11 protein-coding genes are annotated in these 12,676 nt (G+C 63.5%); 3 read left to right on the top strand and 8 right to left on the bottom strand.

Features of this window, described 5'->3' with window-relative positions; all coding sequences use genetic code 11:
- Window positions 1-82: 82 nt before the first annotated feature.
- Together RWK44_RS08205 and RWK44_RS08210 are read left to right on the top strand one after the other, a co-directional pair.
- Complete coding sequence (locus tag RWK44_RS08205; protein WP_131663609.1) at window positions 83-469, top strand: acyl-CoA thioesterase; 387 nt, start codon at window positions 83-85, stop codon at window positions 467-469.
- A 19-nt stretch (window positions 470-488) separates the two neighbouring features.
- Complete coding sequence (locus tag RWK44_RS08210; protein WP_011652453.1) at window positions 489-1,076, top strand: hypothetical protein; 588 nt, start codon at window positions 489-491, stop codon at window positions 1,074-1,076.
- A 153-nt stretch (window positions 1,077-1,229) separates the two neighbouring features.
- On the opposite strand, the gene RWK44_RS08215 is transcribed toward RWK44_RS08210, so the two are convergent.
- From RWK44_RS08215 to RWK44_RS08245, 7 genes are all read right to left on the bottom strand, one after another.
- Complete coding sequence (locus RWK44_RS08215; protein ID WP_316028650.1) at window positions 1,230-2,402, bottom strand: DUF1501 domain-containing protein; 1,173 nt, start codon at window positions 2,400-2,402, stop codon at window positions 1,230-1,232.
- A gap of 11 nt (window positions 2,403-2,413) precedes the next feature.
- Window positions 2,414-3,925 (bottom strand): DUF1800 domain-containing protein, encoded by a 1,512-nt coding sequence (locus tag RWK44_RS08220; protein ID WP_316028651.1) that lies wholly within the window; start codon window positions 3,923-3,925, stop codon window positions 2,414-2,416.
- A 218-nt stretch (window positions 3,926-4,143) separates the two neighbouring features.
- Window positions 4,144-4,491, bottom strand: coding sequence for a DMT family protein (locus RWK44_RS08225; protein WP_017960930.1), 348 nt, complete (start codon window positions 4,489-4,491; stop codon window positions 4,144-4,146).
- Between the two features lie 119 nt (window positions 4,492-4,610).
- Window positions 4,611-5,798 carry a GGDEF domain-containing protein gene (locus tag RWK44_RS08230; protein ID WP_131663612.1) on the bottom strand — a complete coding sequence of 396 codons (1,188 nt, stop codon included), beginning with the start codon at window positions 5,796-5,798 and terminating at the stop codon, window positions 4,611-4,613.
- A 216-nt stretch (window positions 5,799-6,014) separates the two neighbouring features.
- Window positions 6,015-7,265 carry an MFS transporter gene (locus RWK44_RS08235; protein ID WP_131663613.1) on the bottom strand — a complete coding sequence of 417 codons (1,251 nt, stop codon included), beginning with the start codon at window positions 7,263-7,265 and terminating at the stop codon, window positions 6,015-6,017.
- 434 nt (window positions 7,266-7,699) lie between these two features.
- On the bottom strand, window positions 7,700-8,509 hold the full coding sequence (locus tag RWK44_RS08240; RefSeq protein ID WP_131642564.1) for a class I SAM-dependent methyltransferase: 810 nt from the start codon (window positions 8,507-8,509) through the stop codon (window positions 7,700-7,702).
- A gap of 185 nt (window positions 8,510-8,694) precedes the next feature.
- Complete coding sequence (locus RWK44_RS08245) at window positions 8,695-9,744, bottom strand: class I SAM-dependent methyltransferase (RefSeq protein WP_132609898.1); 1,050 nt, start codon at window positions 9,742-9,744, stop codon at window positions 8,695-8,697.
- A gap of 98 nt (window positions 9,745-9,842) precedes the next feature.
- Between RWK44_RS08245 and RWK44_RS08250 the strand changes: the two genes are divergently transcribed.
- Window positions 9,843-10,922: a GlxA family transcriptional regulator gene (locus RWK44_RS08250; protein ID WP_077978512.1), complete on the top strand. Its 1,080-nt coding sequence runs from the start codon at window positions 9,843-9,845 to the stop codon at window positions 10,920-10,922.
- A 239-nt stretch (window positions 10,923-11,161) separates the two neighbouring features.
- Here the strand turns inward: RWK44_RS08250 and RWK44_RS08255 are convergent, their stop codons facing one another.
- Complete coding sequence (locus tag RWK44_RS08255; protein WP_131663616.1) at window positions 11,162-12,628, bottom strand: SulP family inorganic anion transporter; 1,467 nt, start codon at window positions 12,626-12,628, stop codon at window positions 11,162-11,164.
- Between the last annotated feature and the right edge of the window lie 48 nt (window positions 12,629-12,676).

Genomic DNA, 12,676 nt, shown 5'->3' on the forward strand with positions numbered 1-12,676 from the left:
CTTTTACAGCCCTCGGCCTTTGCACTAGGGTGCTCTCCAGTGAATCGCCGGCCCATGGCCCGCACCAGATGGAGAAGACTTGATGACCGATGCCGCCAAGCCGAGAGGCGAATTGACGCTGAGGACGCTTGCCATGCCCGGAGACGCCAACCCGGCCGGCGATATCTTCGGCGGCTGGGTTATGGCGCAGATGGACCTTGCCTCCGGCATCCGCGCGGCAGAGCGCGCCAAGGGCCGCGTCGTCACCGCCGCCGTCAAGGAGATGGCCTTCGAGCTGCCGGTCAAGATCGGTGATACGCTTTCCGTCTATACCGATATCGACCGTGTCGGCCGCACCTCGATCACGCTCTGCGTCGAAGCGTGGGCGCACCGCGCACGTTACGCCAAGATGGAAAAGGTCACAGCTGGCACCTTCATCATGGTGGCGCTCGACGAAGAGGGCAAAACGAAGCAGGTCCCCGAGGAGTGACAGCCTAAGGATCGACAGCATGGAAACGGTCAGCTCGCCGGAGGTCTTCCTTCACATCAAGGTGGTGATGGGCATGGTCATCAGCCTTTCACTTGCGAGAGTGCTCACCGGCCTTGCCGGCATCGTCCAGCATCCCGCCAAGGCCAAGGTCTATCCCATCCATCTCGGCTGGGCGCTGTCGATGTTCCTGTTCATCATCCATATCTGGTGGTGGGAATATCGCCTGCAGGCGGTGCCGGCGATCGGCTTCGGCATCTATCTCTTCCTCATCTGCTTCTGCAGCCTGTTCTTCCTGCTCTGCGCCCTACTCTTTCCGGCCTCGCTCGACGAATATGGCGGCTACGAGGAATATTTCATCTCGCGGCGCAAATGGTTCTTCGGCATCCTCGGCCTCACCTACGCCGTCGATATTCTCGACACGGCGATCAAGGGCCATGAGCGCATCCTCTCGCTCGGCTGGGAATACCCAGCTCGCAACATCATCTACATCCTCCTCTGCGCCATCGCTGCCTGGACCCCCAACCGCCGCTTCCACACAGCCTTCATCATCGCCAACCTGATCTACCAGATCAGCTTCATCTTCCGGCTTTATGATGTGTTGGGGTGAGACGCGGTTCCGCGAAGCGGGAGCAATCGATCCAGTGAATCGATTGCAACGTCGAACGCCCTGAGCCAGGCGAAGGGCCGGGTAGCGGCAAGCTCCCTGGCTAGCCAAGAGACGACCTTATTCTTGCCCTTCGCTTACGCTTCGTGCATTCGCTCACCCCCTCAAAAACTGCGATCCCTTGTCGAACCCCAGCCCCGGGAAGATCTTCCCCGTCAAATCATCCGCAGACACATCGAACTGCCGGTAGAGCATCGCCGCGGCAAGCTCGCGCACGTCGGCGGTCGGCATCAGGTCGCGGTCGTCGAGCAGCTGGCCGTCGCCGATGCCCGGCCAACGGCCGAGGATGCGGCCGCCGTTGATGGCGCCGCCTGATAGCAGCGCGCAGCCGCCGGTGCCGTGGTCGGTGCCGGCTGAACCGTTCTGACGCACGGTGCGGCCGAATTCGGTCATGGCAAGCACCACGGTCTTCGACCAGATCTCGGGCCCGAGTGTCGCCTTCAGCGTATTGATCGCCTGGGCGAGGTCCTGCACTGGCCGCTTGAACTGGCCGGCCTGGCCGATATGCGTGTCCCAGCCTGATATCGAGAAGCTGGCGATGCGATAATCGCCCTTCAGCATGTTGGCCGCGAGCGCCGCCACATCGGCGATCTTTGCGCCGCGCTGACCCTCCGGCTCGACCATCATCGAGGCGCTGTTGGCCCGTGTCGCCTCGGCCATCGCCTCTGCGAACGGCGGATCGCCGGCATAGAGCCGCGCCAGGAACTGCATCTCGTCGCGCGCCGGCGCCAGATTGGAATCCGACGCCCAGACGTCGACATTGTTCGGTCCGGAGAGGATCAGCTCCGTCGAGGTGTTGATGTCGATTGCCTTGCGCGCATCCGAGCGCGGAATGACGGCGAGCGCCCGGTTCAGCCATCCGGTCTTTTCCTCGGCGACATATTCGCCGCCGGATTCCAGCATGTCCTGCCCGTCGAAATGGCTGCGCTGGTCGCGATAAGGCGTCGACACCGCATTCACGAAGGCGAGCTCGCGGCTCTTCCAGAGCGGCAGCATCTCGGCGGCCGCCGGATTGAGGCCGAAATGCCCGTCGAGATCGACAAGCCCGGTATCGGGCGTCAGCGCCAATGTCGGCCTGAGCGCCGCAAAGCCGGCATCGCCATAGGGCTGCACCAGATCCAGCCCGTCCATCGCGCCGCGCAGCACGATGGTGACGAAACGGTTGTCCCCCGGCATCGCCGCGAAAGTGACAGGCGTAAAGATGGGGGCGGCGGCGAGACAGCAGGCCGACGTCAGGAAGCCGCGGCGGGAAAGCGAGATCTGGTTCATGACAGAGGCTCCTATCGGCGATTGAATTCGGGCGATGCCAGCACCAGCGTCAGCCCGCTGACCTTGTTCGGCGCCTGCGACACCACGCGGATCGTCTCGTCGCGGGCGGCATCGGCAAGCGTCGATTTCAGGAATTCGCGCGGATCCTCGTCCCGGCCGAACTGCGCTGCGGCCCGCCTTGCCCAGGCCAGCCGCTCGGCGAGCTGGCTGCCGGTGATCCAGGCGGAGAAGCCTTCCTCGAAACCGGCCGGGCTCGGCGGCAGCCAGGTCGGTTGCCCCATGCGCCTGAGTGCCCCCTGCCCCAGCGCCCGCGCTGTCCGGAAGGCTTTGAGGCGCTTCTCCCTCGCCTCGCCGGCGGGATCCGTCGGCATTGGCGATCCTGCCATGCCAGGCGTGTTCGCCGCCATGTCGCCCTCGTCCGTACCCTGCTGGTTCGCCGCCAGGAAACTGCCGACGACGCCGTTGACCGGTCCCGCATTCAACGCCCTCAGTCCGGCGACGACATAGTCGAAGGGCTGGCGCGCCTTGGCGCCCTCGTCGCGCCAGGCGGCGGGATGATCGAGCATGGCTGTGTAGACGGCAGTCAGATCGCCATCCGTCTTCTTCCAGGCCTCGGCCATATCGGACACCATGCCCTCGTCAGGCTGGTCGGCGATGAAATGCACCGCGAGCTTGCGGCTGATATGCGCCGCTGTCTTTGGGTGGACGGCGAGATCGTCGAGCATGTCGAGATAATCGTCGCGCGAACGCCGGCGCCCGCCATAGCTGACGCCGAGCACCTCATGTGCGCCGGGCTCCGAAATATTCGGCCGGAAGGCGATGTCCATCTCCTTGCGGTCGATGGTGAGCCCCGTCAGCACCATGGCTGCCGCGGTCACATCCGCCTGGCTATAGCCGCTGCCGGCGCCGAGCGTGTGCAGCTCCAGCAGCTCGCGGCCGAGATTTTCGTTCAGCCCCTTGTTGCGCTTCATGCCGCCGGCCGAATCCGGCCCGAGCGAATCCGCCTGGTCGAGATAGATCAGCATGGCCGGATGGGCGGTGGCATTGCGCAAGAGATCGCCGAACCTGCCTGATATGAACGGCCGGATCGCCTCGGCCTCGTAGAGCGGCACGATGAGACGCATCGGCAGGCTCTTGTTGGCGCTGGTGGAGAAGTGATCGGTCCAGAAGGTCGAAAGCCTCTCGTAGAAGCCGTACGGCGATAGCACCGCCTGCATCAGCCGCAGGTTCGCATCATGTTGAAACTGCTGCTGCGCCTGGCGCTGGACCGCTTTGCGTATCTCGCGCTGCGTTGTATCGTCGGTCACCGTCTTGGCGTCCTGCCGGATCTGCTTCAACTGCGCCTGCAGGCTGAGAATTGCCTGGTGGCGCATGTCGGGCCCGCCGAGGGGAAAATCCGGCGTTTCCGCCACGCCCTCGGCGATTTTGGCGATCAGCTCATCCTTGCTCTGCGGCGGCGCCTCGCCCGGCCGCAAGCCATAACCGAAGCGGATCGCCGCCATCGTCGGGAAAGAGAGGCTCATGGCCGGTCACCTCCTGATCACTGCTAAGCAATCCCAGCAAAAGTGCGTCGCGGTTTTGCGTCCGGAATTGCGCAAACAAAAAGTCAGAGCATTTAGTGACTCGAAAAAAACGGAAATGCTTGAGGTGACAGGCTGCCAGCCGATTGCGACGCCAATCTGTAGGAAATGTGACGATATCTAGACATGGACGATTTGTAATCTATTGAAAAGGCTAAAGTTTATGCACGGAAGATGAAAGATGCACCAATTGCAATCAGGGCGAAACCGATCGCATGGTTCCAGGTCAGGTTCTCGCCGAGCCAGAAGATCGAAAAGCCGGCAAAGACGATCAGCGTGATCACCTCCTGCATCGTCTTCAGCTGCGCCGTCGTATAGACCGCCGACCCGATGCGGTTCGCCGGCACCGCCAAGCAATATTCGAAGAAGGCGATGCCCCAGCTGACGATGATGGCGAGGAAAATCGCGCTGCTCTTGTGCTTGAGATGCCCATACCAGGCAAAGGTCATGAAGATGTTGGAGGCAAACAGCATGACGACAGGCCAGACGGCCGCAGGGGAAAAGGACATGGGGTAACTCGGGCTGTGAAGGGAGGAACCGATCCGGCAGGGAGATACCGGCAGCCCTTACCTAGCACGCCGCCATTCGGCGGCAAGCCCTGCGACGCCCGAGATCGGTCGCGATAGCCTCACACCGCCGAGGCGATGCGGATACCAGGCAGGTCGCGCGGCGGTTCGCCTTCCAGCATCACCCTGTTGCGGCCGGCCCCCTTTGCCGCATAGAGCGCGATATCGGCGCGGCCGATCTGTTCGTGCAAGGACCGGTCGCCCTGGCGGTGCTCCGCAACGCCGAAGCTTGCCGTGATCGCCTGGTCGGCGCCGAGCGCGCTGCGGTCGGTGGCTGCAAAGTCCAGCCGAATGGCGTTGGCGATGGCCGCCGCCTGCGCGATCCCCACGTCAGGCAGGAAGGCGACGAACTCCTCGCCGCCGAAGCGCGCCGCAAAAGCACCCTTGGGCAGCCGCGCCGAAAGCTGCTCGGCAAGGCAGCGGATGACCAGGTCGCCGCAAGCATGGCCGAACCTGTCGTTCACCCGCTTGAAATCGTCGATGTCGCAGATGATGACGGCGCCGGTCGCAGCCTTCGCTCCGGTCGCCCGATCGGCAACCACCCGGTCGAAGCCGCGCCTGTTGAGAAGGCCCGTCAGCGGATCGTGATCGGCGGCGTCGCGATAACGCGCGATGAGGTCGAGCGCGACCGCGCCGAGCGCCGAAAGCCCGAAGAGCAGCGACAGGATCGACGCGGTCGCCTGCATCATGAAATCATAATTCGACGAGAGGAACCCTTCGGCCGTGCCGCCATAGGAGGGCATCACGAAGACCAGCATGATATTGCGCCCGACCGTATCGAGCACGATCAGCCCGGCGATGACAAGCAGTAGCCTGTCGGCAAGATGACGGGCGTGCCTGATGCTCAGGGCAACTGCGAAGGCGAGCAGCACGGAACAGGAGAGATCGTTGATGACGAGCTCGGCCGGCAGGTTCCCCGCGACAAGGGCCGCATAGCTGGTCACCGCGACGGAGAGACCGCAGAAGACCAGCCGTCCCCGCACGAAACCCGGCCGCCCGAAGCGGAAGAGCAGCGCGCCGCTATAGAAGTAGAAGGCTGAAACGAACAGCGCGTCGGCGATCGGCGACAGGATGGAATCCGAAACGAGGTCTGAAAGCAGCGGCATCGAGAAGGCCGCCACGCCGAGGAAATAGGCCGCCGCCCAATAACCGGCGTCGCGCAAACCCTGCCGCCTGACCACCAAAAAGGTGCAGCCGAAAATCAGCATGATTGCTGGCAAGAGGAAGGCGAAATTATCCGTCGAACCCATACGCTCCTCGCTGCGAGACGCAAGACATGACCCACGCGAGGAATAGGCCAAGTGTTTAGTCCCGGGACTAAACACTTAAGACAACGACCTTAAAAAAAAGAAACCGGCGGGGTACAGAAATTGCACCGGAATTTAGCATTCAAGGCCAGATGGCGCGGCAGGACGCAAGGAAAGGCCGGCGACGTCAGCCGCCGGCCTTCATAGCCGCAGGCAGCGCTAGATTCGCATCGCGCCATGCGGTTCCTCGGCCTCCTCCGAGCCGAAGCGGACATCCTTTTTCTCGTAGCCGAAGCCGGCAAGGGCCGCGACGATGAGAGCTACGACTGCCGCGACGATCAGGAGCGCATAGGCATAGTCGCCGTCCCAGCGAGCGGCAAACCCGGCCTGCAGCGTCGCATTGCCCGAGGCGAGCAGGTTGCCGAGCTGATAGGCAAAGCCGGGGAATGTGCCGCGCACCTCGTCCGGCGACAGCTCGTTCAGATGCACCGGCACGATGCCCCAGGCGCCCTGGACGAAGAACTGCATCAGGAAGGCGCCGATGGCGAGCAGCACCGGCCCGGGCGCATAGGCCCAGAGCGGCGCGACGGGCACGGCGATCAGCGCGGCGATGACGATTGCCTTCTTCCGGCCGATCCGCTGCGACAGTGCGCCGAAGAACAGCCCGCCGCAGATCGCCCCGATATTGTAGACGACGGCGATGGCGCCGACCGTATAGCTCGAATAGTTGCGCTGGGTCTCGAGGAAGGTCGGGTAGATATCCTGCGTGCCATGGCTGAAGAAGTTGAACGCCGTCATCAGGAGGACCGCCCAGATGAACAACGGAATGTTTTCGCGCAAGACCGTCAGGAACGGCCGGCGCCCCTCGGCCTGCCGCTTCAGGAAGGCCGGACTTTCCTCGACGTTGCGCCTGATGTAGAGCACCAGCAGAGCCGGCACGGCGCCGACAAAGAACATGCCGCGCCAGCCGATGACGGGAAAAAGCAGGAAGAACACGATCGAGGCGATCAGATAGCCCGAGGGATAGCCGGCCTGCAGGATGCCGGAAACGATGCCGCGGCTCTGCTCCGGCACCGTCTCCATGACCAGCGAGGCGCCGACGCCCCATTCGCCGCCCATGGCGATGCCGTAGAGCGCCCTGAGCACAAGGAACATGGTGAGCCCGGTGGAAAAGCCGGTCAGAAATTCGAATATCGAATAGAGCAGCACATCGGCCATCAGCGTGATGCGCCGCCCGTAGCGGTCGGCGGCAAGCCCGAAGACCAGCGCGCCGAGCGCCCGCATGGCAAGCGTCAGGAAGATCGCCACCGAGACGGCGGGAACGTCGGTATGGAATTCCTCGGCGATATATTTGAGAACGAAGACGAGAATGAAGAAATCGAAAGCGTCGAGCGTCCAGCCGAGATAGCTGGCGATGACAGTGTTGCGCTGCTGCGGCGTCAGCCGGCGCAGGCTTTCCAAAGCGGACATCTGATATTCCTCCGTCCGAAAGCGGCGGCGAGGCGGGCAATTCCGGATGCCGTCGGAAGGGGTGCCCGAAACGGGCGAGTGATGCTGTTGCGGCAGCGTTTGCAGTCGGAGTCAGCGGGCAACAACGTCAGCAATGGTGCCCGTGTTCCATCACAATTGCCGTGATCCGCACGCCCCTCAGCGCCACCATTGAAGGAATGGCACTTTCCCCGGCGCCATAATCTTGGCGCGGCATCCTTCAACGCCCCTCATCCTGAGGCGCGTAGCCCACGGGGCGAAGCCTCGAAGGACACGTCGCAACGCCGCTCCTCGCGTCCATTTGACGCCGGCGCGCCGCCCCGCCCTTCGAGGCCCCTTCGGGCGCCGCAGGATGAGGCTCTCTTGGGCGTGGCGCAAACTCGCTGTCTATCAACCGTAGGCGGCATCACACACCGCTATCCACCGCCCGGCACCCTGCCCCGGCACGCCCATGCCACCGATGCGAACGACCGCGGCCCATCCGACTCGCCGGCCTCGTAAGCGGCCCTGACGGCGGCATCGACCGCTTTTCGCTTCGCCGGATCTAGCCCCGCGACATATTTGCCGAGCGGTCCCTCGCCGGCGGCGATCGGCTCCCAGTAGTCCGCGAAGGAGAGGTATTCCATCCGGATCAGCAGCGAGGTTTCCTCGACATCGGCAAAGCCCTGCGCGATGAAGCTCTCCTTCATTTCCCCCGGCCGCATCATCGGCTGGAAACAATATTTGCGGCGCAGGGGCAGCGCGCCCTCATCAAGCATCACCACCGTATCCCACATCATCCGCATGCCGGACATGCCGCCATAATGATCCCAGACGGCTGCTGCGACTGTGCCGCCCGGGCGCACCACACGGCGCATCTCGGATACCGCCTTTCCCGCTTCCGGCACGAAATGCAGCACGAGCAGCGACATCGCCCTGTCGAAGCGGTTATCCTCGAAGGGAAGCGCGCAGGCATCGGCCTGCCGGATCGATACGCGCGGATCGGTGTTGCGCCGCGTTGCCGCCTCGACGAAGACCGGCGAATAGTCGACGGCTGCGATCTCCTGCAGGCCCGGCGTTTCCGCCAGCGTGAACGCCAGACTACCGGTGCCGCAGCCGACATCGAGCACGCGATCGCCGTCTGCAAGACCGACGAAATCGATCAGCATCGGCGCGAGCTTCCTGCTCCACCGCCCCATCAGCCGTTCGTAACCATCCGCACTTTCGACATTGAAACTCGACGGCATCGAAGCCTCCCCTCAAGAACGCTGGTCTGCCGCCAAACAATAAGGTGTCACGGCGACGGTCGCAAGCGGAACAGCCGTGCCAGGCTTAGTCTACATCGTCATCCGTCCGACCGCACAGACGAGAGCGTGCAGTCGGCGGCGGGTGGCCATCGGCCACCCGCGTCTCGAATTGCCCCCCGCTGACGTCAGAGCCGAGCCTCCAGCACCATGTTGAACGGGGTCTCCGTTGCACGCCGCACCTTCGAAAAGCCACCCGCCTTGAGCACCTCAGTCAGCTTTGCCTGGCCGGCCTGCGCGCCGAGGGCGGCACCCACTTCCTGGCCGAGCGAGGCCGGGACGCAGGTGTTGGCCGAGGCGGCATAGAAGACGCGGCCGACGGGGTTGAGGTTTTCGGCCAGGCTGTCGCCCGCCATCGGCTCGACCAGCATCAGCGTGCCTTCCGGCTTCAAGGCCCTGGCGATATGTCTGACGGCGCCGACCGGATCTCCCATGTCGTGCAACGCGTCGAAGATGGTGACGAGGTCGAAGCCCGCCCCTTCGAAATCCTGCGCCCGGGCGGTTTCGAACCGGACATTGCTCATGCCCTTTGCGTGGCGGCTCGCATGCTCGATCGAATGGGCGTGGAAGTCGAGGCCTGTAAACTGCGACTTCGGAAACGCCCTGGCCATCAGCAGGGTCGACGAGCCGAAGCCACAGCCTATATCGGCGACCTGCGCGCCGCGCTCCAGCTTCTCGACGACACCTTCCAGCGACGGAAGCCAGCTCTCGACGAGATTGGCCTTGTAGCCCGGCCGGAAGAAGCGATCGGTGCCGCAGAACATGCAGTTGCACCTATCCGTCCACGACACGCCGCCGCCATGGCGGAAGGCATGGGTGAGCTTGGCGCGATCGGCATAGATGGCGTCGAGGGCGACAAAGCCGCCGATCATGTTGACCGGGCTGTCCTCGACGGCAAAGACCGCCGCCTGTTCAGGCGAAAGCGTAAACCTGCCGGTCGCTGCGTCATAGTCGACAAATCCCGACGCTGCCTGGGCGGCGAGCCATTCCCTCACGTAGCGCTCTTTTGTGTCGGTCGCTTCGGCAAGTTCGATCGATGAGATCGCTCCCCTCTCCGCCATCTTGCGATAAAGACCCAACTCCTCGCCGATGATGACAAGGGCGGAGTTCTGCGCCGCCCCGAGCTCATTGACCATGACGCCGAGCAGCGTCTGCAACTTCTCGATATTCAGTTCCATTGATGCGATACCCTCTCCATCAGGCAGCGACATGCCACCCGTTTCGAAGCGCCTTTTACGTGTTGCTAATGGTTGGCAGCAGAGGCAGGATGGCCGCTATGAAGCCGATAGAGCCACATTCCGCCAATGTGAAGCGCCCCTTGCGGGTTAGCATCGTCGCATTTCCGGAGTGCGACCCCTCGATCATGTACGGCATCTTCGACACGCTGTGGATCGCAGGCGCCAACTGGAAGAGCAGCTCGAACGAGCCGACGAGCGAGGTGATGTTCGCGCCGCGCCTGGTCGCCGCCGAGCCCGGCCCGCTGAGGCTGATAACAGGCGTGACGATCATGCCGCAGGAAACGATCGATGACATCGAAGAGACTGACTACGTCCTCGTTCCGAACGTGCTTGTCGACACGCCAGAAACCATCAGGGCACTCGACCGGCGGCTGCTGAACTGGATTGTCGAGATGCACCAGCGCGGCGCGCGCCTGCTGGCCGCCTGCGGCGGCTCGATCGTGCTGGCCGAGGCGGGGCTGCTGGAAGGGCAGTCGGCAACGACGCACTGGATGTATGCGCCGCTGTTTCGCAGCCAGTTTCCGAATGTGGAGCTTAAGGAAGAGCGCATCCTGGTCCAGGCCGGCGCTGGTCATTCTATCGTCTGCGCCGGCGGCGCATCCTCCTGGCAGGACCTGACGCTCTTTCTCATCGCCCGGCATGCCGGAACGGCGGAAGCCATCCGCATATCGAAGATCTTCCTCTATCAATGGCATCGCGATGGCCAGCTGCCCTACGCCTCGATGATCGCCAATGCCGATCACGGCGACGCCGTGGTGAAGAAATGCCAGGAATATGCCCCCCTGCACTACCAGTCGGCGGATATCGTCGCCGAGCTGCTCAGGCTTTCCGGGCTGCCGAAGCGGTCCTTCGACCGCCGCTTCAGGAAGGCGACGGGTTATTCGCCGCTCGAATATGTCCAGTGGCTCCGGGTCGAGGAAGCCAAGCAGATGCTCGAGATGGAGGATGGACCGATCGAGGAGATCGCGCTCGAAGTCGGCTATTCCGACCTCGCCTCGTTCCGCCGCCTATTCCGCAAGCTGGCAGGCCTGACGCCCGGCGAATATCGCCGCCGCTTCCGGCTGCCCGCCAATGTCGAGGCGGCGCTACAGGCAGTGGCGCCGACGGCGCGTGCCTGAGCACGATGCCTCGCTCGACGACATCGGGAAGCGGACTCGACCGGCCACCTCCACAGAATGTCACCACTCGGTGACCTCGCTGCGACTCATCCGGTCTTGTCGAGCACTCCAGTTGAAGCCCTTCGCTCATTCGGTATAGCTGTGCCGCCTTTGGTTAACTGGCCATCAGACGGCTGAACGCCACGGGAACCGGCGGCAGCGAGGATTTCGCGATCGTCTCGCGGTAGCTCTCCCGCCCCTCACACCTCTTTCAGCACCACCTTGCTGTCAAGGCTTCCGATCAAGGTCGCGCTGGCCTGGTTGAGGCCCGCGACCTCCACGCCAATGCCGTGCGCTCCGAACCGATGCACGACCTTGTCGAGTGCGGCAACGGCGGTGATGTCCCAGAAATGCGCTTCGGACACGTCGATCAGCACGGACTTGCCGACCGCGTCCTGAACGTCGAAGGCTTCGACGAAGACGTCCGCGGAGGCAAAGAACACCTGGCCGGACACGCGATAGATCAGCCGCCCGGCGGCTTGGTCGGGCGCCACGTCGACGCGCAGCAGGCGGGCGACCTTGAAGGTAAAGAACACGCCGCTGAGCAGCACGCCGACCGTTACCCCGAGCGCCAGGTTGGCGGTGAAGACGGTGACGAGGACGGTTGCCACCATGACGGCGCTCGACATCCGGGGATGGACGATAACCGCTCTCAGCGACGACCAGTCGAACGTGTCGATCGACACCATGACCATGATCGCCACCAGCGCGGCGACTGGAACCTCGGAGACCCACGGCTTCAGGAGCACCATCAGGATCAGCAGAAACGCGCCGGCAAACAGCGTCGAGAGCCGGCCGCGCCCGCCATATTTCACATTGCTCACCGTCTGGCCGATCATGCCGCAGCCGGCGATGCCGCCGAACAGGCTGGCGGCCGCGTTGGCAAGGCCGAGACCGGTGCATTCGCGGTTCTTCGAACTCGGCGTATCGGTGAGATCGTCGACGACGCTCGCCGTCATCATCGATTCCAGCAGCCCGACCATGGCAATGGCAAGTGCAGGTGCTGCAATGATCCGAAGCGTTTCCAGCGTCAGCGGCACGGCCGGCCAGCCGAACACCGGCAGCGAATCCGGCAGCTTGCCGAGATCGGCGACGGTGAGAACCGGAAGCCCAAGCGCAATCGAGGCGACGGTCAGGATCAGGATGCAGATCAGCGGCGACGGGATTGCGGTGGTGATCCGCGGCGTGAGATAGATGATCGCGAGCCCTGCGGTCAGCACGGCATATTCCATCCAGCCGGCGCCGATGATGTGTGGCATCTGCGCGGCAAAGATCAGGATGGCGAGTGCATTGACGAAGCCGGTGCGGACGGATTTCGACACGAAACGCATCAGCACGCCAAGCCGCAGCAGGCCGAAAGTGATCTGCAGCAGTCCCGCCAACAGCCCGGCCGCAAAGAGATAGGGCAAGCCGTGAGCATGCACCAGCGGTGCCGCGACCAGCGCCACCGATCCGGCGGCGGCCGAAATCATCGCCGCGCGTCCGCCGGTGAACGCAATGACGATGCCGATAACGAAAGAGGCGAACAGACCGACCTCGGGATCGACCCCCGCCACGAATGAAAAGGCGATCACCTCCGGGATGAGAGCGAAGGTCGCTACCGCTCCGGCAAGCATTTCGCGCATGGGATTGGCGGACCAATCACGACGGATGGAGGAAAGCAGCATATAATGGATTCTCGCAAAGCATGGCCGGACCACTCTGTCGAGTGGTCG

Source organism: Rhizobium sp. 25PS6 (assembly GCF_032464655.1).
Classification (GTDB): Bacteria; Pseudomonadota; Alphaproteobacteria; order Rhizobiales; family Rhizobiaceae; genus Rhizobium; species Rhizobium laguerreae.